This window comes from Nocardioides oleivorans (assembly GCF_004137255.1).
Lineage (GTDB): Bacteria > Actinomycetota > Actinomycetes > Propionibacteriales > Nocardioidaceae > Nocardioides > Nocardioides oleivorans.
Genome location: NZ_SDWT01000001.1, coordinates 2,659,206 through 2,678,532 on the forward strand (window position 1 = coordinate 2,659,206; position 19,327 = coordinate 2,678,532).

Sequence of the window (19,327 nt, forward strand, 5' to 3'; positions counted from 1 at the left end):
CCCGTCGGGCCGTCCGGCCGGGTGACGATCGTCGCTCGGTCCCACCCCGCTGGATGAGCGAGGAAGGCCTACCGGCCGGTCGCCGGTAGCGTCGTCGTCATGACGGAGACCTGGCCCGGAACGGCCTACCCACTCGGCGCGACCTTCGACGGCAGCGGCACCAACTTCGCGCTGTTCAGCGAGGTCGCCGAGCGCGTCGAGCTGTGCCTGTTCGACCCCGACCCCGACCAGCCCGGAACCTTCGTCGAGACGAAGCTCGAGGTCACCGAGGTCGACGCCTACGTGTGGCACTGCTACATCCCCACCGTCCAGCCCGGCCAGCGCTACGGCTACCGCGTGCACGGCCCCTGGGACCCGACGAAGGGGCTGCGCTGCAACCCCAACAAGCTCCTGCTCGACCCCTACGCCAAGGCGACCGCCGGCGAGATCGACTGGGACCAGTCGCTGTTCGGCTACGACTTCGGCGACGAGGACAGCAGGAACGACGACGACTCGGCCTCGCACATGACGCACGGCGTCGTGATCAACCCGTTCTTCGACTGGGAGGGCGACCGCCGCCTCGCCATCCCCTACAACGAGTCCTTCATCTACGAGGCGCACGTCAAGGGCCTCACGCAGCTGCACCCCGACGTGCCCGAGGAGCAGCGCGGCACCTACGCCGGGCTCGCACACCCCTCGATCACCGCCCACCTCACCAAGCTCGGCGTGACCGCGATCGAGCTGATGCCGGTGCACCAGTTCGTCCAGGACTCCACGCTCCTCGACCAGGGGCTGCGCAACTACTGGGGCTACAACACCCTCGGCTTCTTCGCCCCGCACGCCGACTACGCCTCGAGCCAGCAGGGCCAGCAGGTCCAGGAGTTCAAGGCGATGGTGAAGGCGATGCACGCCGCCGGCATCGAGGTCATCCTCGACGTGGTCTACAACCACACCGCGGAGGGCAACCACCTCGGCCCGACGCTGAGCTTCAAGGGCATCGACAACCCGGCCTACTACCGGCTCGTCGAGGACGACCAGCGCTACTACATGGACTACACCGGCACCGGCAACAGCCTCAACGTCCGCCACCCGCACTCGGTGCAGCTGATCATGGACTCGCTGCGCTACTGGGTGACCGAGATGCACGTCGACGGCTTCCGCTTCGACCTCGCCGCGACCCTGGCCCGCGAGTTCTACGACGTCGACAAGCTCTCCACCTTCTTCGAGATGGTGCAGCAGGACCCGGTCGTCAGCCAGGTGAAGCTGATCGCCGAGCCCTGGGACATCGGCCCCGGCGGCTACCAGGTCGGCGGCTTCCCGCCCCAGTGGACCGAGTGGAACGGCGACTACCGCGACACCGTGCGCGACTTCTGGCGCGGCGAGCCCTCGCTGGGCGACTTCGCCTCGCGCCTCTCGGGATCCTCCGACCTCTACGAGCACTCCGGGCGCCGGCCCTTCGCCAGCATCAACTTCGTCACCGCCCACGACGGCTTCACCCTGCGCGACCTCGTGTCCTACAACGAGAAGCACAACGAGGCCAACGGCGAGGACAACAACGACGGCGAGAGCCACAACCGGTCGTGGAACCACGGCGTCGAGGGCCCGAGCGAGGACCCGGAGATCCTGGGCGCGCGGGCCCGCGAGCAGCGCAACTTCATCGCGACCCTGCTGCTCAGCCAGGGCGTGCCGATGCTGCTGCACGGCGACGAGCTCAGCCGCACCCAGGACGGCAACAACAACACCTACGCCCAGGACAGCGAGATCAGCTGGGTCCACTGGGACGACGCCGACAAGCCGCTCATCGAGTTCACCGCGGCCGTCGCCAAGCTGCGCGCCGACCACCCGACCTTCCACCGCAAGCGCTTCTTCACCGGCTCGACCGTGCGCACCGGCGACGGAGAGCGCCTCAACGACATCGTCTGGCTCGCGCTCGACGGCGAGCCGATGGCGGACGACGCGTGGGACGACGGGGCGAAGGCCATCGGGATGTACCTCAACGGCAACGGCATCGCCGGCAAGGACGCCCGGGGCGGCACCATCACCGACGCCCACTTCCTCCTCTACTTCAACGCGGACGGACCGGCCCAGGTGACGCTCCCCCCGGAGGAGTACGCCGCCGCGTGGGACGTCGTGATCGACACGGGCGGCAACGCCGACGCGGAGGCCACGCTGGCTGCCGGTGAGACCTTCGAGCTCACCACCCACACCCTCGTCGTCCTGCGCGAGCACACCGCTCCCGTCGAGAGCCCGGACCACTCGGTCGCGGCGTCGCTCGCGGCCAGGACCGGGACGGACGCCTGATGGCATCCTCGGACCAGCGGAGTCCCGACCAGCGGAGGCCGCACAGCACGTACCGGCTGCAGGTCAGCCAGGACTTCACCCTCCACGAGGCCGTGGGCGTGCTGCCGTACCTCCACGACCTCGGCGTCGACTGGGTCTACCTCTCGCCGCTCCTGGCCTCCGAGCCGGGGAGCACCCACGGCTACGACGTCGTCGCCTTCGACCACGTCGACCCCGAGCGCGGGGGAGAGGAGGGCCTGGCCGCCCTGTCGGCCGAGGCCCGCCGCCTCGGCATGGGCGTGCTCGTCGACATCGTGCCCAACCACGTCGGTGTCGCGACCCCGTCCGAGGACCCGTGGTGGTGGGACGTGCTGCGCCTCGGCCGCGCGTCCGAGCACGCCTCGGCCTTCGACGTCGACTGGGCCGCCGGCGACGGCCGCATCGTCATCCCCGTCATCGGGGACGACGACGAGGGCTCGATCCGCATCGAGAAGGGCGAGGTCCGCTACCACGACCAGCGCTTCCCGCTCGCGCCCGGCACCACGACGCTCGAGGAGCAGCACTACGAGCTCGTGCACTGGAAGGCGGCCGACGAGGACCTCAACTACCGCCGGTTCTTCGCGGTCAACACGCTCGCCGCCGTGCGCGTCGAGGACCCCGAGGTCTTCGCCGAGACGCACGTCGAGATCAAGCGGTGGTTCGACGAGGGGCTGGTCGACGGCCTGCGGGTCGACCACCCCGACGGCCTGCGCGACCCGAAGCGCTACCTCGACGACCTCGCCGCCCTGACCGGTGGTGCCTACGTGCTCGTCGAGAAGATCCTCGAGCCCGGCGAGGAGCTGCCTGCCGAGTGGGCGACCGCCGGCACGACCGGGTACGACGCCCTCGCGCTGATCGACCGGCTCCTGACCGACCCCGCCGGCGAGGCGCCGCTGACCGCGCTCGAGAACCGCCTGCGCCCCGAGCCCGTCGACTGGCCGCGAGTGGTCCACGACAACAAGCGCGCCGTCGCCGACGGGATCCTCCACTCCGAGGTCCTGCGGATCACCCGTGAGGTCGCGAAGGTGCAGGAGACCAAGCAGGACACCGAGCACGAGGGTGTCGACGAGGACGCCGTCGCCGACGCGATCGCCGAGCTCCTCGCCTGCTTCCCGGTCTACCGCTCCTACCTCCCCGAGGGTCGTGAGCACCTCGACCAGGCGTTCTTCGCCGCCCGCACCGCACGCCCCGACCTCGGGGCGACCTACGACGTCCTCGAGCCCGTGCTCAACGACGAGTGGAGCCAGCCGGCACGGCGCTTCCAGCAGACCTCCGGCATGGTGATGGCCAAGGGTGTCGAGGACTGCTCCTTCTACCGCTGGTCGCGGCTCACCTCGCTCAACGAGGTCGGCGCGGACCCGTCGATCTTCGCGATCGGCGTCGACGCCTTCCACGACGCGATGGCCGCGCGGCAGCGCGACTGGCCGGACGCGATGGTCACCCTCTCGACCCACGACACCAAGCGCGGCGAGGACGTTCGCGCCCGGATCACCGTGCTGGCCGAGGAGCCGCGCGAGTGGGAGGCGGCGCTCGACGAGCTGCTGCGGCTCGCGCCCGTGCCCGACCCGGGCTTCGGGTCGCTGCTGTGGCAGGCCGTCCTCGGGGCGTGGAGGCCCGACCACGAGCCCGACCTCCGCGAGCGTCTCCACGGATACGCCGAGAAGGCGATGCGCGAGGCCGGCGACCGGACGACGTGGACCGAGCCCGACGAGGCGTACGAGGCTGCGGTGCACGCTGCCGTCGACGCGGTCTTCGACTCCGAGGACGTGCGCGGGGTGCTGGTCGGACTGGGCGCGCGGATCGACGCGGCCGCGCAGGCGAACTCGCTCGCAGCCAAGCTGCTCGCCATCACGATCCCGGGCGTGCCCGACGTCTACCAGGGCAGCGAGCTGTGGGAGACCTCGCTCGTCGACCCCGACAACCGCCGACCGGTCGACTTCGCGCACCGTACGGCCGTGCTGGCCGGCACCGCCGAGGACGACGCGGCCGCCAAGCTGCACGTCACCTGCACCGCGCTCACCCTGCGCCGGGACCGGCCCGAGCTCTTCACCGGCTACACGCCCGTCGGTGCGACCGGCACCACCGCCGACCACGCCGTCGCCTACGACCGCGGCGGTGCGATCACGGTCGTCACCCGGCTCCCGGTCGGGCTCGCCACGGACGGCGGCTGGGGAGAGACGGTCCTCGACCTTCCCGACGGCACCTGGCACGACGTGCTCACCGGGCTCGACACCGACGGTCGGCTCGCCGACCTGCTCGCCGCCCATCCCGTCGCGCTCCTGGTGAGGAAGGACTGACATGGCCGTCCGGGCACCGCGGGGACCCTTCGACGTCTGGGCACCCCGTCCGCAGCGGGTGCGGCTGTTCTGCGACGACGAGGCGGGCGGGTCGGTCATCGAGATGCAGCGCGGCGACGACGGCTGGTGGACCCCTGCCGAGCCGCTGCCCCCGGCGGCCGAGCACGGCCACGTCGACTACGGCTACCTCCTCGACGACGACCCGGAGCCCCGACCCGACCCGCGGTCGCGGCGGCAGCCCGACGGCGTGCACGGGCTCTCCCGGCGGGAGCGGGCGACGTACGAGTGGCAGGACGCCGCCTGGACCGGGCGCCAGCTCGCCGGGTCGGTGATCTACGAGCTGCACCTCGGCACGTTCACCCCGGAGGGCACCCTCGACGCGGCGATCGGCAGGCTCGACCACCTCCTCGACATCGGCGTCGACCTCGTCGAGCTGATGCCGGTCAACGCCTTCAACGGCACGCACAACTGGGGCTACGACGGCGTCGGCTGGTACGCCGTCCACGAGGAGTACGGCGGCCCGGACGCCTACCGGCGCTTCGTCGACGCCTGCCACGCCAAGGGGCTCGGTGTCGTGCAGGACGTGGTGCACAACCACCTCGGTCCCTCGGGCAACTACCTGCCGCTGTTCGGGCCCTACCTCAAGGACGGCCGCAACACGTGGGGCGACCTGGTCAACCTCGACGGCGAGGGCTCGGCGGAGGTGCGCCGCTACCTGCTCGACAACGCGCGCATGTGGTTCGAGGAGCTCCACGTCGACGCGCTGCGGCTCGACGCGGTGCACGCCCTCAGCGACACCTCCGAGGTGCACCTGCTCGAGCAGATGGCCGTCGAGACGGCGACCCTGTCGGCCCAGGTCCGTCGGCCGCTCACCCTGATCGCCGAGTCCGACCTCAACGACACGCTCCTGGTGAAGCCGCGCGAGGCGGGTGGCTACGGGCTCGACGCCCAGTGGAGCGACGACTTCCACCACGCGGTCCACGTCGCGCTGAGCGGGGAGACGGCCGGCTACTACGCCGACTTCGAGCCGCTCGAGGCGCTGGCGAAGGTGTGCGAGCGAGGCTTCTTCCACGACGGGACGTGGTCGTCGTTCCGCGAGCGCGACCACGGCCAGCCCGTCGACACCGCGCGGATGCCCGCATGGCGCCTGGTCGTGACGAACCAGAACCACGACCAGATCGGCAACCGCGCGCGCGGCGACCGGCTGGCCGAGCACCTCGACGACGACCAGCTCGCCTGTGCGGCGCTGCTGACGCTCACCGCGCCCTTCACCCCGATGCTCTTCATGGGGGAGGAGTGGGCGGCCTCCTCGCCCTTCCAGTTCTTCACCTCCCACCCCGAGCCCGAGCTCGGCCGCGCGACGGCCGAGGGCCGGATCGCGGAGTTCGAGAAGATGGGCTGGGACCCGGCCGAGGTGCCCGACCCGCAGGACCCGGAGACCTTCCTGCGGTCCAAGCTCGACTGGAGCGAGCTCACCGAGGGCCGGCACGCCGTCGTCCTCGACTGCTACCGCCGCCTCGCCCGGTTGCGCCGCGACCTCGAGCAGCTGACCGACCCCGACTTCGCGACCGTCTCGTGCTCGGTCGACGGGCGACTGTTCACGATGCGACGCGGCGACCTGGTGGTCCTGGTCAACGCGGGCGAGACCGAGGTGAGCGTCGACGTCGACGCCCACGAGGTCCTCTTCGAGACGCCGTCCGGTGTCGAGCTCGACGACGGGCTCCTGACGATCCCGCCGCACGCGGGCGCCCTGCTGGGATAGCCGACAACTTTCTGCCGACCGCGCGAGTCTCCTTCGCGAACGGGCCCACAGGGCCCCAGTACGAGGGGGAACCCCGATGAACCGCACCACCGCCTGGGCAGCACTCGCCGGCCTCGCCGCGAGCTCGCTCGCCCTCACCGCGCCGGCACAGGCAGCGCCCGACCAGCCGTCGAGGAAGGCCGGGACCTACTCCGTCTCCGCCTCGGTCAACAAGACCACCGCGATCGGCAAGGAGACCGTCCTCAAGATCCGCGGCCGGGTCAGCCCGAAGGCCGCCGGGGAGAAGGTCATCCTCCAGCAGCGCGTCGACGGCAAGAAGAAGTGGAAGGCGACCGGCACGACGAAGGTCAAGGCCAACGGCACCTACAAGGTGACCGACGACCCGTCGACGCCCGGCACCCGCGAGTACCGCGTCGTCAAGCCGGCCTCGAACGGGTTCGGCCAGGGCGTGAGCAAGACCCTCGAGGTCGAGGTCTACGCGTGGCAGAAGCTGCTCTCCCGTCAGTCCGGCCCGCGGGTGAACCTCGACCCGACCGGCGTGACGATCGGCGCCGACTACTACGCCTACAGCCTGGCGACCGTCACGGCCGGCACGCCGTCCTCGGTCGAGTACACGCTGGGCCGCAAGTGCACCGACCTGCGCACGACGTACGCCCTCACGGACGCCTCGCCGACCGGCTCGAGCGGCCAGGTCGTGGTGACGGCCGACGGCGCCGTCAAGGCGAGCCACGCCCTCGCGGTCGGCACGATCATCGACGGCACGCTCGACATCTCCGACGTCTTCCGGCTCAAGCTCGACCTCACCACGAGCGCCAGCCCGGCCGCGATCGCGGCCGTCGCCAAGCCCGAGGTGCTCTGCACGCGCTGAGCCTCTGAGCCCCACCAGCCGACGTGGGCGTGATCCGGGTACAGGCCCCGGATCGCGCCCACGTTGTTACTATTTCGTAGACATATTGACGTCTTGTCAACAATTTCTGCGGAACGGGAGCACGGCATGCAGGACCAGCGGGGGCCGGACCCTGCTCCTAAACGCGACCTCACCCGGCGCAGCGTCACCCGGGGGATGGCCTGGAGCGTGCCCGTCATCACCGTCGCCACGGCGGCGCCGGCCTTCGCCGCGAGCTTCACCCAGACCTACGCCACGCCCGGCACCTTTGCCGTGACGATCCCCGCGGGCTACCGCACCGTCTTCTTCACCGTGGAGGGCGGCGGCGGAGGGGGCAGCGCGTCGTTCGCCGGCGGGGCAGGAGCGAGGGTCTCCGGGACGATCACGCTGCCCAGCAACCCGGCCGGGACGACGCTCACCGTCGTGGTCGGGGCTGGTGGCGGCGAGGGCAACGGACTCCTCGCGTCCGCCGGGCTCGGCGGCGCCGGCTACGGGGCCGGCGGTGACGGGGGTCGAGGCACCTCGATCATCGCCGGCGGAGGCGGCGGGGGCAGCGCGGTCCTGCTCGGAACAGCTCCGGTCGTGGCCGCGGGCGGCGGCGGCGGGAAGGGCGCGAACGCCGCCGACGGCTCGCCGTCGGTCAACGTCCCCGGCCTCGGCGGCACGTCCGCCAACCCGGCCGGCGCAGGAGGCGACGCCGTCGTCACGTACCCCACCCTCCTCGGCGGCACGACGTCGGTCGGGGGTGGAGGCGGCTCGGCAGGCTCGCCGACCGGCCCCACGACTCCCGGAGCCGCCGGTGCCGGCCCCGGCATCCTCGTCCCCGGCGGGCCCGGGGCAGCCGGTGGCGCCAACACCACGGGCCAGAACCGCGGCGGCAACGGCGCGGCGGGGGCCGCGAGGGCACGCGCGGGCTCGGGCGGTGGCGGTGGCGGCTACGCAGGGGGTGGCTCCGGAGGCACCCGCAGCGGCAGCTACCTCCTCAGCGGTGGAGTCACGACCGCGTTCGACCTCGGGGGTGCCGGCGGCGCCGGCTCCAGCTTCACCGCCGGCACGACAGGCGCCAGCGTGTCCGCGGTCACCGGACCGGTCGCTGCGAGCAACGGCGGCGCCGGCGCGGGCGCCGCGGGCCGTGGCGGCAACGGCTCCGTCGTCCTCCAGTTCTGACCCCGCCCGCCGACGCCGTACTGTTGGCTCTTGTGGCAGGCATCGACTACGACGCAGAGATCAAGCAGCTCCAGGCGACCATGAAGACGGTCGGCCAGGTGCTCAACCTCGACCGCATGCGCGGTGAGATCGCCGACCTCAGCGAGCAGGTCGCCGCACCCGACCTCTGGGACGACGTCGAGAGCGCCACGCGCGTCACCGGGCGCCTCTCGGCGCTGCAGGGCGAGATGGACCGCTACACCGGACTCGAGTCCCGCATCGAGGACCTCGGCCTGATGGTCGAGATGGCGCAGGAGGAGGGCGACGCCGACACGCTCGCCGACTCCGAGGCCGAGCTCAACCGAATCAAGAAGTCGGTCGAGTCCCTCGAGATCCGCACGCTGCTCTCCGGTGAGTACGACGAGCGCGAGGCGATCGTGACGATCCGTTCGGGCGCCGGCGGCGTCGACGCCGCCGACTTCGCCGAGATGCTGATGCGGATGTACACGCGCTGGGCCGAGCAGCACAAGTACGGCGTCGAGGTCTACGACGTCTCCTACGCCGAGGAGGCGGGCATCAAGTCCGCCGAGTTCGCGATCCACGCGCCCTACGCCTACGGCACGCTCTCCGTCGAGGCCGGCACCCACCGCCTGGTGCGGATCAGCCCGTTCGACAACCAGGGCCGCCGCCAGACGTCGTTCGCCGCCGTCGAGGTGGTGCCGGTCCTCGAGCAGACCGACGAGATCGAGGTCGACGAGAACGACCTCCGCGTCGACGTCTTCCGCTCCGGCGGTCCCGGCGGCCAGTCGGTCAACACGACCGACTCCGCGGTCCGCCTCACGCACCTGCCGACCGGCATCGTCGTGTCCTGCCAGAACGAGAAGTCGCAGCTGCAGAACAAGGCGTCCGCGATGGTCGTGCTCAAGGCCAAGCTGCTCGCCAAGGCCAAGGCCGAGGAGGCCGCGCTCAAGAAGGACCTCAAGGGCGACGTCCAGGCCAGCTGGGGCGACCAGATGCGCAACTACGTGCTGAACCCCTACCAGATCGTCAAGGACCTGCGGACCGGCCACGAGTCGGGCAACCCAAGCTCGGTCTTCGACGGAGACCTCGACGACTTCATGGAGGCCGGCATCCGCTGGCGCCGGGGTGCGGAGAAGGTCGACGCCTGACCCCTAGGGTTCGGGTCATGGGACTCTTCAGCAAGCCCGAGGTCATCGGCCCCGGAGGCACGAACGACGCCGACCGCTCCCGCATCGCCGGGCTCGAGCAGCGCGTCGCCCGGCTCGAGGCGCAGCTCGCGCAGCTGACGGCCGCGCCCACGGGAGCCGTGGCCGCGGCGGCGGTCACCGCCACCACCGACGACTGGACGGCCGAGGTCCGGCGGCTCGTCGCGGACGACAAGCTGATCCACGCGATCAAGCTCTACCGCGAGAAGACCGGCTGTGGCCTCCGGGAGGCCAAGGACGCCGTCGAGGCGATGCAGCGCTGAACCAGCTCCGGCGTCACGGCCCCCAGGGCAGGTGCAGGATCTCGTGGAGGGCGTCGGCCACGTCCTGCCGCGCGCTCTGCGGCATCGGGCGGTCGGCCCTCTCGACGGCGACCATGCCGGCCCGGTCGCCGTTCGCGGCGAGCCAGATGGCGTTGAACGGCTCGGGCCCGCCGGTGTCGTACGTCGCCAGGTGGACGCCGTTGGGCAGCGTCTCGAGCCGGACCTCCGCGGTCGTGCAGGCGCGGAGCATGTCCAGGACCAGGTCGACGTCGGCAGGGCCGCCGTCGGGGTCGTCGTACGTCGCGACCCGGTAGGACAACCCCCACGGCGATCCGCCCCCACCGCTGCTGGCGGTGGTCACGCCGTCGAGCTTGTCGTGCAGGCAGGTCAGGTTCGGGGAGGTGGTCGGTGCGCGCTTCGTCGGCGAGCGCCAACCGGCCAGGGCCCCCTCCAGGTCGATGCCGGTCCACTCAGGGAGCGGGCCCTTGGCCGCCGCCGGTGACACGGCGCGCGGCTCGGTCTCGGTCCAGCCGTCCCGGACACCGGCGACGAGCGCCTCGGCCACGCCGCGCACGGCGCTCTCCGGGGCGGCGCCCTCAGTGGTCGCCAGCTCGAGCTGCCCGACCCGCGTGCCCAACCGTGCGTACCAGAGGTCCGTCATGCGTGCGTTGCCGTCGTCGGGCAGGGCGAGGCGCCAGTGCAGCACGCTCGTCCCGTCGACCACCACGGTCCGGGGGGCGCCGAGGTCGTCGCACGCCGAGATCGCGTCGACCTGCGGCTGCCACGACGCATCGAGCGCGGCTGCGGACTCGAAGTCGATGATCTTCACGTCGGCGCTCGACTGCTGGGTGAAGGCGACCGTGTAGCCCTCCGTGGTCGCGCCGGCCATCGCGTCGAGGGGGTGGCACTCCGGCATGCTGAAGCTGCCGTTCATCCTGGGCTCCGACGTCCACCCGTGGATCCATCCGTCGGTGGCCTCGTCCATCGCGGCCGCGTCGAGACGAGCCGAGCCGCCGTTCGCGGCGACCCCGTCCTCCGGGGACAGGACCCGGGGGAGGGTCAGCCCGCCGCCCACCACGACGAGCGCGGCGAGCGCGACGACACCGACGCGCGCACGACGTCGCTTCCGCACGGTCGCCATCGCGGCGGAGGCGCCGGGGGAGGGGGAGTGGGCCAGGTCGCGGGCGAGCGCGTCGAAGGCGCGGTCGAGGGCCGGGTCGATCTGGTCGAGGTCAGGCATGGGTGTGGGCTCCGTTCGGCTCGTCGGCCGGATGGTCGGTGAGGAGGAGGGCGAGCGCGGCGCGACCGCGGGACAGCCGGGCCTTGACGGTCCCGACCGGGCAGTGCTCGATCCGGGCGACCTCGTCGACGGGGAGGTCGGCCAGGTGGTGCAGCACGACCGCACGTCGTTGCGCCTCGGGGATCCGGAGCAGCGCCTGCACCAGCGCCGTCGACGTCTCGTCGGGAGGGGGTGCGTGCGCCTCGGTGCGGTTGCGCGAGAGCCAGGCCGCGGCGACCTTCGTACGACGCCAGCGGCTGACGGAGAGCCGGGTCGCGACCTGGCGCACCCACGCGGCGGGCTGGTCGTAGCGCGCGACCTTGCCCCAGTGCTGCCACGCCTTGACGTAGGCCTCCTGCGCGAGCTCCTCGGCCACGCCGCGGTCGCCGGTGAGGGCGTACGTCACCGCGAGCGTGCGCGACCACGTGGCCTCGTAGAAGTCCGCGAAGTCGCCCTCGGGCCCGTCCCGCATCTGCTTCCCCCGTCGAGCTGCTCGTCAGGGCACCCCTGTCAGGCGCCGTCACCCACCCAACACGCTCGTCGCGGCCGCCGGGTTGCACCGCGGCGCGGGTTTCCGATTCCCGTGCACCCCTCACGTAGCCTCGATGCGTGATTCGCTTCGAGAAGGTCACCAAGACCTATCCCGGCCACCCCCACGCAGCCCTCGACAACATCTCCGTCGACGTCGAGAAGGGGGAGTTCGTCTTCCTCGTGGGCTCCTCGGGTTCCGGCAAGTCGACCTTCCTGCGCCTCGTGCTGCGTGAGTACCGGCCCACGACCGGGAAGGTCTACGTCGCCGGCAAGGAGATCAACCGGCTGGCCGGCTGGAAGGTGCCGCGGCTGCGGCGCGACATCGGCACCGTCTTCCAGGACTTCCGGCTGCTGCCCAACAAGACGGTCACGGAGAACGTCGCCTTCGCGCTCCAGGTCATCGGCAAGTCGCGCAAGGAGATCAAGGACGTCGTCCCGGAGACCCTCGAGCTGGTCGGCCTCGGCGGCAAGGGGGACCGGATGCCCGACGAGCTCTCCGGTGGTGAGCAGCAGCGCGTCGCCGTGGCGCGCGCCTTCGTCAACCGGCCGATGATCCTGATCGCCGACGAGCCGACCGGAAACCTCGACCCGACCACGTCGGTCGGCATCATGAAGCTCCTCGACCGGATCAACCGCACCGGTACGACCGTGGTGATGGCCACGCACGACTCCGGCATCGTCGACCAGATGCGCAAGCGCGTCATCGAGCTCGAGAACGGCCACGTCGTGCGCGACCAGGCGCAGGGCGTCTACGGCCACCAGAACTGACGCACCACCGACTTCCCCAGATCGAGAGCCCCCACTCCATGCAGCTTCGTTACGTCTTCTCCGAGCTCGGCCAGGGCCTGCGGCGCAACCTGTCCATGCACCTCGCCGTCGTGCTCACCCTCTTCGTCTCCCTCACGCTCGTCGGGCTCGGCCTGATGTTCCAGCAGCAGGCGACCAGGGCGGCCGAGCAGTGGGGCAACCAGCTCCAGATCACCGTGTTCCTGTGCCGCAACGGCGACAGCAACCCGACGTGCCCCAACGCGGTCACCGACGCGCAGAAGACCGCGATCGAGCAGGTCGTGCAGGACAACCCCGAGGTGAAGGACTTCCACTTCGAGTCCAGCGAGACCGCCCTGGAGAAGGCCAAGGAGCTCTACGACGAGAGCATCTTCTCGGGCGACAACCCGGTGCTGACCGCCGACGACATGCCGCAGACGGTGTGGATCACCCTCAACGACCCCGAGCAGTACGAGGGCATCACGAGTGCCGTCCAGGGCCTCGACGGGGTCTCACGCGTGCAGGACCTGCGCCAGATCATCTCCCCGATCCTCGGCGCCCTGAACCTGCTGAAGCTGGTCGCGCTGGTGACGGCCGGCGTGCTGGTCCTCGCCGCACTGCTCCTCGTCGCCAACACGATCCGGCTCGCCGCCTTCGCCCGTCGTCGCGAGATCGGGATCATGCGGCTGGTCGGCGCCTCGACGCTCTACATCGCCCTGCCCTTCCTGCTGGAGGCCCTCGTCACGGCGGTGCTGGGCGTCACGCTGGCCGGCGGCGCGCTCGCAGCCGTCCAGCAGTTCGGCATCGAGGGCCGGGGGGACGACACGTTGAAGTTCATCCCGTGGATCGGGTGGGCGGAGTTCCGGCTGGCCCTGGGTGCGATCGCGATCCTCGGACCGCTGCTGACGTTGCTCCCGACACTCGTGTTGACGCGCAAATACCTCAAAGTCTGATCGCCGCGGGTTAGCGTCGTCTCGCCTGCCCGCGACTCGGCTCTGGGAAGGCACCCTTCCCCGCTTCCCCAACGCAAAGGCTTCCCCCGGTGCGTCCTCTTCCCCGTACCACTCTGCCCCGTGCCGCCCAACGCCGCGTGGCCGCGGCACTCGTCGCGGTCCTGGCCCTGAGCGTCACCGCAGCCCACGCCGACGACCTCAAGGACAAGAAGGACAAGGTCGAGCAGCAGCTCGACGGCGCCCACGAGGACCTCGACGAGTCCAGCTCGCAGCTGAGCAAGGCCACCGCCCGCCTCGACGCCGCCAAGTCGCAGCTCACCACCGCCAAGGCCGAGCTCGCCACCGCGCGCGGCAAGGTCGAGGTGGCGCAGGAACGTGACGCCGCGATGCAGGTCGAGCTCGCCACCGCCGAGCAGGAGCTGGCCGACGCCGAGGCGGCGCTGGTCCAGGGAACGGCCGACCGCGAGACACAGCGCGAGAAGGTGGCCAGCACGGTCGCCGACATGTACTCGGAGGGCGACCCCGAGCTGATCGCCTTCTCCTCGCTCCTCGACGCGGAGTCGACCGAGGAGCTGACCCGACGCAACGGCGTACGGGACGTGATCGTCGGCCAGGAGGCACGGGCGTACGACGAGCTGAAGGCCGCCGAGGTGCTCCTCGAGGTCACCGAGCAGCAGGTCTCCGACGCCCGTGACGACGTCGCGGCCCAGCGCGAGGCCGCCGCCGAGCACCTCACCCTGATGCAGCAGCTCGAGGCCGAGCAGCAGCAGGCGAAGGACGCGGTGGTCTCCCTCGTCGTCGAGCGTCGCGACGCGCGCGTCGAGGCGCGCGCGGCCCGGGCCGAGGACGTCGCCAAGATCAAGAAGCTCGAGAAGGAGCAGAAGGCCCTCGAGGAGAAGCTGCGCCAGCGGGCGCTGGCCGCGCTGCGGCGCGAGCGCGCCGCCGGCCGCTCGACGGCGACCGGCCCGACCGCCGGCGCCCTCCTGCACCCGGTCGACGGCTACGTCACCTCGCCCTTCGGCTACCGCGAGCACCCGATCTACCACTACTGGGGCCTGCACGACGGCGTGGACTTCGGCGGCGGCTGCGGCACCCCGGAGCGCGCCGCGGCGCCGGGCAAGGTCGTGGCGTCCTACTGGAGCGACGTCTACGGCAACCGCCTGGTCATCGACCTCGGCGTGATCGCGGGCCGTGGCGTCTCGATCATCTACAACCACGCCGAGCGCTACCTCGTCGGCGTCGGCGACGTGGTCCAGGCGGGCCAGGTCGTCGGCTACGAGGGCTCGACCGGTTGGTCCACCGGCTGCCACCTCCACTTCACCGTGATGGAGAACGGCACCGCCGTCGACCCGATGAAGTACTTCTGATTCCGATTGGACACCGCCTGAGAGAATAGTGGGATGCCGAAGGAGCAGGGCCAGAAGATGGTCGCGCAGAACAAGAAGGCGCGACACGACTACCACATCGAGGACACGTGGGAGGCCGGCCTCGTCCTGATGGGGACCGAGGTGAAGTCCCTGCGCCAGGGCCGCGCATCGCTCGTCGACGGCTTCGCCGAGATCGAGAACGGCGAGGCCTACCTGCTCGGCGTCCACATCCCCGAGTACAGCCAGGGCACGTGGACCAACCACGCCGCCCGCCGGCGCCGCAAGCTGCTGCTCAACCGGTCCGAGATCGACAAGATCGAGCGCAAGATCACCGACAAGGGCTACACGATCGTGCCGCTGTCGCTCTACTTCAAGGACGGCCGCGCCAAGGTCGAGATCGCGCTCGCGAAGGGCAAGAAGTCCTACGACAAGCGACACACCCTGGCCGAGCGCACGGCCAACCGCGAGAAGGTCGAGGCCGTGCAGCGCAGGCTCAAGGGCCACCGGGACTGAGGCTCGGTGACCGAGGCGGCGACCGACCCCGTTCCCTTCGCCGCGCAGCTGGGGCTGCCCGGCCTGCAGGACCTGCACACCCACTTCCTGCCGCCACGGGTGATGGCGAAGGTGCGCGCCCAGTTCGACTCGGCCGGCCCGCTGATCGGCCGCCCGTGGCCGTTGCGCTACCGCGACGAGGACGACGTGCTGGTCGAGACCCTCCGCTCCTTCGGCGTCCGCCGCTTCACCGCCCTGCCCTACGCCCACAAGCCCGACATGGCCGAGTTCCTCAACGGCTGGGCCGCCGACTTCGCGGAGCGGGTGCCCGAGGCGGCGGTCTGCGGCACCTTCTTCCCCGAGCCCGGCGTGACGGCGTACGTCACCTCCCGCACCGAGACCGTGGAGGTCTGGAAGGTGCACGTGCAGGTCGGGGCCTTCACGGTCACCGACCCCGCGCTCGACGACGCCTGGGGCGTGATCGCGGAGGCCGGCACCCCGGTCGTGCTGCACGCGGGCAGCGGACCGGTCGCCACCGAGCACACCGGCCCCGATCCGGTCGCCGCCCTGCTGGCCCGGCACCCGCGGCTGCGGCTGGTGGTCGCGCACGCCGGCGCCCCGGAGTACGCCGACTTCCTCCGGCTCGCCGAGGACCACGAGCGGGTCGCGCTCGACACGACGATGGCGTTCACGCCGTTCTTCGAGGAGATGGGCGGTGCCTATCCGCCGGAGCTGCTGCCGCGGCTGCGCGACCTCGGGCTGGCGGGCCGGGTCCACCTGGGCAGCGACTTCCCGAACATCCCCTACGCCTACGGCGAGCAGCTCGCGGGCCTCGCCGCGCTCGACCTCGGCGACGACTGGCTGCGCGCCGTCTGCTGGCACAACACCGCAGCACTCCTGGACTGACGCCGGTGTTCGGAGAAGTCCCGGTGCTCCCGGTCGTCGTGCCACTCGGCGCAGCCGTCTGCCTGCTGCTGGTGTGGCGGCTGCGCTCGCGGGGATCGTTCTCCTGGCCGCGCGCCACCGTTGCGCTCGCCCTCGGGGTCTACGCCGCGGGCATCGTCGCGAACACCGTCTTCCCGATCTTCCGCGACAAGCCGGCCCGGACCGCCGAGTGGGACACCTACCTCGCGCTGACGCCCGTCGCCGGCTACGGCGTCGCCGACGCCGTCACGAACGTCGTCGTCTTCACGCCGCTGGGGATGCTGGTGGCGCTGGTCCTCGCGCGGCCGAGCTGGTGGCGGGTGGTCGCCGTCGCGGCCGCGGTGAGCCTGGGCATCGAGGTCACCCAGTACGTCACCGCGCTCACCCTCGGCGGCGGTCACGTCGCCGACCTCAACGACCTGCTCTTCAACGTCGTCGGGGGAGCGCTGGGCCACGGCCTGCTCGCCGCCGTGACCCGGGTACCCGCGGTCGCCCGACTCGTCGACCTGTTCCGCTGGCGCTGACGCCGACCCCCATGCCGACCCCCGTGCCACCCCGCGCGGGTCTTTACTTCGCGGCGGCGGACGGGGAAGGTAAAAGGAAAGTTCGACGTCGCCGACCCCTTGACGACGATAAGTAAGTGCGATGAACTAACTAATGTGACCTCGCACACCCCAGTCGGACGCCAGCTGCGACCGCAGGGCAAGCTCCTCCAGGAGGACGCCCGGCGGCACCACCGCTCGCTGCTCCTGCAGCAGCTCTTCCGCGAGGGCCCCGCGAGCCGGGCGGACCTCGCCCGGGCCAGCGGACTGACCCGGGTGACCGTGTCCGACCTGGTCGGCGAGATGCTCGCCGACGGGTTCGTGACCGAGCTCGGCGCCCCAGCGGGCAGCCGGGTGGGCAAGCCGCCCACGCTGGTCGGCCTGGCGGCGGACTCGCACCACATCATCGGCCTCGACCTGTCCGAGACCGACCGGATGTCGGGTGCCGTGGTCAACCTCGCCGGCACCGTCCTGGCCCGCCACGAGGTGCACGTCGACGGGGCGGAGGGGGAGCAGGCGGTCGAGCTCGTTCAGCGGCTCACCTCCGAGCTGGTGGCGATGACCGAGCGCCCGGTCCTGGGCATCGGCGTCGGCAGCCCCGGCATCGTCGACACCGCGGGGACCGTGATCGACGCGCCCAACCTTGCCTGGCAGGACACCCCGCTGTCCGCCCGCCTGGCCGAGGCCTTCGACGTCCCGGTCTACGTCGCCAACGACGCCAACACCGCGGTCCTGGGCGAGCACACCTTCGGCGAGTCCGGCGACGGCGGCCTCATGGTGCTGCGCGTCGGCACCGGTGTGGGTGCCGGCTTCGTGCTCGGCGGCTCCCTCCTGCACGGTCACCTCGGTGCCGCCGGCGAGATCGGGCACGTCGTGGTCGACGTCGCCGGCGAGCTGTGCGCCTGCGGGCGCACCGGCTGCCTGGAGACCCTCCTGTCGGCGCCGCGCCTCCGGCGCCGCGTCGGAGAGCCCGGCGTGGACGCCCCCGCCGTGCTCTCCGACGTCGGGACGAGGCTGGGAGAGGTGCTGGCGCCGATCGTCGCCGCCCTCAACCTGCACGAGATCGTGCTGAGCGGCCCCGCGGAGCTGCTCGACGGTCCGCTGCTCGACGCAGCCGACCGGGCCATCCGCGAGCGGACGATGCCGATCAGCTCCACGGGGCTGGCCGTCCGCACCTCCAAGCTCGGGGAGGACGTGGTGGTCGTGGGAGCGGCCGTGCTCGTCCTCTCCGCAGAGCTGGGCGTCTCGTGACGTCCCGGATGCCCAGAGAGAACACATCGATGAGAGGGAACACTGTGGTGCGCATCAAGAAGTCATTGACCGGAGTGGCAGTCGCCGCACTCGCGCTGACCACGCTGGCCGCGTGCGGCAGCGACGACAGCAGCTCGTCGAGCGAGGACGGCGGTCCCGAGAGCGCGGACATCCGGGTCTGGCTCAACGGCACGGACACTCCGCAGGAGGCCCGCGACTGGCTGAAGAAGACGTTCGAGGACGAGAACCCCGGCTCCACGCTCACCATCGAGCAGCAGGAGTGGGACGGCCTGGTCGAGAAGCTGACCACCTCGCTGTCCAGCGAGTCCGAGACGCCCGACGTGGTCGAGATCGGCAACACCCAGGCCCCGACCTTCACCTCGGCCGGCGCCTTCGCGGACCTGACCGGTGACCTCGCCGACTTCGGCGGCGACGACCTGCTGCCCGGCTTCGTCGAGGGCGCGACGGTGGACGGCAAGACCTACGCCGTTCCCTACTACGCCGGGTCGAAGTACATCTTCTACCGCAAGGACCTCCTCAAGGACGCCGGTCTCGAGGTGCCCACCACGCTCGACGAGTTCGTCGACACGGCCGTCAAGCTCAAGGAGGCCAACCCCAAGCCGGCCAACTTCTCCGGCTTCTGGTTCCCCGGCCAGGACTGGCGCAACGGTGCCGCTTTCATCTGGGCAGCGGGCGGTGATCTCGCGGTCGACGACGGCGGCACCTGGTCCGGCGATCTGACCGCGGACGGCTCGATCGCCGGCCTCGAGATGGCCCAGAAGCTGTTCACCGACGCCTCGGGCGCCCCCAAGGACGGCAACGAGGCCGACCCGTGGACCCCGTTCTGCGCCGGCGAGGTCGGCATGATGTCGACGCCGGGCTGGGTCAAGGGCCTGATCGAGGCCGAGGACACGGGCTGCCCCGACACCTTCGCCAAGGACATGGGCGTCTTCGCGCTCCCCGGCAACGACGGCTCGCCCGCCCCGGTGCTGCTCGGCGGCTCCGACCTCGCGATCGCCGCGAAGTCGGCCAACCAGGACCTCGCCCAGAAGGCGATCGCCCTCATGCTGAGCGACGACTACCAGACGATCATGGCCAAGGCCGGCCTCACGCCTGCCAAGGTCTCGCTCGCCTCCGAGCTCGGTGACGACGAGTACGCCGCCGCCACCATCGAGGCCGCGTCCAACGCCAAGCTCACCCCGGCCGCGCCGGGCTGGGCCACCGTCGAGGGCTCCCGGGTCCTCGAGGACCTCTTCAGCGCCATCGCCCAGGGCGGCGACGTCGAGGAGCTGGCCGGCAAGGCCGACGAGCAGATGGACGGCCAGCTGAACGGCTGACCCGGTCC

General features: G+C 71.4%; 17 protein-coding genes. 15 read left to right on the forward strand and 2 right to left on the reverse strand.

Annotation, left to right across the window (positions count from 1 at the left end; translation table 11 throughout):
* Positions 1-99 precede the first annotated feature (99 nt).
* The 7 genes from glgX to EUA93_RS12730 all read left to right on the forward strand — a co-directional run bounded on the left by glgX (position 100) and on the right by EUA93_RS12730 (position 9,878).
* The gene (gene glgX / locus EUA93_RS12700) at positions 100-2,280 is read left to right on the forward strand and encodes a glycogen debranching protein GlgX (RefSeq protein ID WP_129400469.1); all 2,181 of its coding nucleotides are present in this window, start codon (positions 100-102) and stop codon (positions 2,278-2,280) included.
* Positions 2,280-4,595: a malto-oligosyltrehalose synthase gene (gene treY / locus EUA93_RS12705; RefSeq protein ID WP_129400470.1), complete on the forward strand. Its 2,316-nt coding sequence runs from the start codon at positions 2,280-2,282 to the stop codon at positions 4,593-4,595. The genes glgX and treY overlap by 1 nt, the downstream gene beginning before the upstream one ends.
* 1 nt (position 4,596) lies before the next feature.
* A complete protein-coding gene (treZ, locus tag EUA93_RS12710; RefSeq protein ID WP_129400471.1) occupies positions 4,597-6,357 on the forward strand; it encodes a malto-oligosyltrehalose trehalohydrolase in 1,761 nt (586 codons plus the stop codon).
* Between the two features lie 76 nt (positions 6,358-6,433).
* Positions 6,434-7,225, forward strand: a complete 792-nt coding sequence (locus EUA93_RS12715) for a hypothetical protein (protein ID WP_129400472.1) — start codon at positions 6,434-6,436, stop codon at positions 7,223-7,225.
* A 126-nt stretch (positions 7,226-7,351) separates the two neighbouring features.
* Positions 7,352-8,410 carry a glycine-rich domain-containing protein gene (locus EUA93_RS12720; protein WP_129400473.1) on the forward strand — a complete coding sequence of 353 codons (1,059 nt, stop codon included), beginning with the start codon at positions 7,352-7,354 and terminating at the stop codon, positions 8,408-8,410.
* Between the two features lie 32 nt (positions 8,411-8,442).
* A complete protein-coding gene (gene prfB / locus EUA93_RS12725; protein ID WP_129400474.1) occupies positions 8,443-9,558 on the forward strand; it encodes a peptide chain release factor 2 in 1,116 nt (371 codons plus the stop codon).
* A 17-nt stretch (positions 9,559-9,575) separates the two neighbouring features.
* Positions 9,576-9,878, forward strand: coding sequence for a hypothetical protein (locus EUA93_RS12730; protein ID WP_129400475.1), 303 nt, complete (start codon positions 9,576-9,578; stop codon positions 9,876-9,878).
* Positions 9,879-9,891: 13 nt separating this feature from the next.
* Here the strand turns inward: EUA93_RS12730 and EUA93_RS12735 are convergent, their stop codons facing one another.
* Positions 9,892-11,118, reverse strand: coding sequence for a hypothetical protein (locus EUA93_RS12735; RefSeq protein ID WP_129400476.1), 1,227 nt, complete (start codon positions 11,116-11,118; stop codon positions 9,892-9,894).
* The gene (locus EUA93_RS12740; RefSeq protein ID WP_129400477.1) at positions 11,111-11,629 is read right to left on the reverse strand and encodes a SigE family RNA polymerase sigma factor; all 519 of its coding nucleotides are present in this window, start codon (positions 11,627-11,629) and stop codon (positions 11,111-11,113) included. The genes EUA93_RS12735 and EUA93_RS12740 overlap by 8 nt, the downstream gene beginning before the upstream one ends.
* Positions 11,630-11,766: 137 nt before the next feature.
* Here EUA93_RS12740 and ftsE point away from each other — a divergent pair, with 137 nt between their 5' ends.
* The 8 genes from ftsE (at position 11,767) to EUA93_RS12780 (ending at position 19,319) form a co-directional block, all read left to right on the forward strand.
* A complete protein-coding gene (gene ftsE, locus EUA93_RS12745) occupies positions 11,767-12,456 on the forward strand; it encodes a cell division ATP-binding protein FtsE (protein ID WP_129400478.1) in 690 nt (229 codons plus the stop codon).
* A 38-nt stretch (positions 12,457-12,494) separates the two neighbouring features.
* Entirely contained in the window at positions 12,495-13,406 is a 912-nt protein-coding gene (ftsX, locus tag EUA93_RS12750) for a permease-like cell division protein FtsX (protein WP_129400479.1), read from the forward strand.
* 137 nt (positions 13,407-13,543) lie between these two features.
* Complete coding sequence (locus tag EUA93_RS12755) at positions 13,544-14,773, forward strand: peptidoglycan DD-metalloendopeptidase family protein (protein WP_129400480.1); 1,230 nt, start codon at positions 13,544-13,546, stop codon at positions 14,771-14,773.
* Between the two features lie 33 nt (positions 14,774-14,806).
* Positions 14,807-15,286 carry an SsrA-binding protein SmpB gene (smpB, locus tag EUA93_RS12760; protein WP_129400481.1) on the forward strand — a complete coding sequence of 160 codons (480 nt, stop codon included), beginning with the start codon at positions 14,807-14,809 and terminating at the stop codon, positions 15,284-15,286.
* 6 nt (positions 15,287-15,292) lie between these two features.
* A complete protein-coding gene (locus tag EUA93_RS12765; protein ID WP_129400482.1) occupies positions 15,293-16,171 on the forward strand; it encodes an amidohydrolase family protein in 879 nt (292 codons plus the stop codon).
* A gap of 5 nt (positions 16,172-16,176) precedes the next feature.
* The gene (locus tag EUA93_RS12770) at positions 16,177-16,713 is read left to right on the forward strand and encodes a VanZ family protein (RefSeq protein WP_129400483.1); all 537 of its coding nucleotides are present in this window, start codon (positions 16,177-16,179) and stop codon (positions 16,711-16,713) included.
* Positions 16,714-16,848: 135 nt separating this feature from the next.
* Positions 16,849-17,982 carry an ROK family transcriptional regulator gene (locus tag EUA93_RS12775; protein ID WP_129400484.1) on the forward strand — a complete coding sequence of 378 codons (1,134 nt, stop codon included), beginning with the start codon at positions 16,849-16,851 and terminating at the stop codon, positions 17,980-17,982.
* A gap of 29 nt (positions 17,983-18,011) precedes the next feature.
* Entirely contained in the window at positions 18,012-19,319 is a 1,308-nt protein-coding gene (locus EUA93_RS12780) for an extracellular solute-binding protein (protein ID WP_129400485.1), read from the forward strand.
* Positions 19,320-19,327 lie beyond the last annotated feature (8 nt).

Bases quoted from the DNA above. Each gene is read 5' to 3' on its own strand.
- EUA93_RS12715 (WP_129400472.1), top strand. From the start codon at position 6,434: ATGAACCGCACCACCGCCTGGGCAGCACTCGCCGGCCTCGCCGCGAGC.
- EUA93_RS12780 (WP_129400485.1), top strand. From the start codon at position 18,012: ATGAGAGGGAACACTGTGGTGCGCATCAAGAAGTCATTGACCGGAGTG.
- ftsX (WP_129400479.1), top strand. From the start codon at position 12,495: ATGCAGCTTCGTTACGTCTTCTCCGAGCTCGGCCAGGGCCTGCGGCGC.
- glgX (WP_129400469.1), top strand. From the start codon at position 100: ATGACGGAGACCTGGCCCGGAACGGCCTACCCACTCGGCGCGACCTTC.
- smpB (WP_129400481.1), top strand. From the start codon at position 14,807: ATGCCGAAGGAGCAGGGCCAGAAGATGGTCGCGCAGAACAAGAAGGCG.
- EUA93_RS12735 (WP_129400476.1), bottom strand. From the start codon at position 11,118: ATGCCTGACCTCGACCAGATCGACCCGGCCCTCGACCGCGCCTTCGAC.
- EUA93_RS12740 (WP_129400477.1), bottom strand. From the start codon at position 11,629: ATGCGGGACGGGCCCGAGGGCGACTTCGCGGACTTCTACGAGGCCACG.
- EUA93_RS12720 (WP_129400473.1), top strand. From the start codon at position 7,352: ATGCAGGACCAGCGGGGGCCGGACCCTGCTCCTAAACGCGACCTCACC.
- EUA93_RS12730 (WP_129400475.1), top strand. From the start codon at position 9,576: ATGGGACTCTTCAGCAAGCCCGAGGTCATCGGCCCCGGAGGCACGAAC.
- treY (WP_129400470.1), top strand. From the start codon at position 2,280: ATGGCATCCTCGGACCAGCGGAGTCCCGACCAGCGGAGGCCGCACAGC.
- treZ (WP_129400471.1), top strand. From the start codon at position 4,597: ATGGCCGTCCGGGCACCGCGGGGACCCTTCGACGTCTGGGCACCCCGT.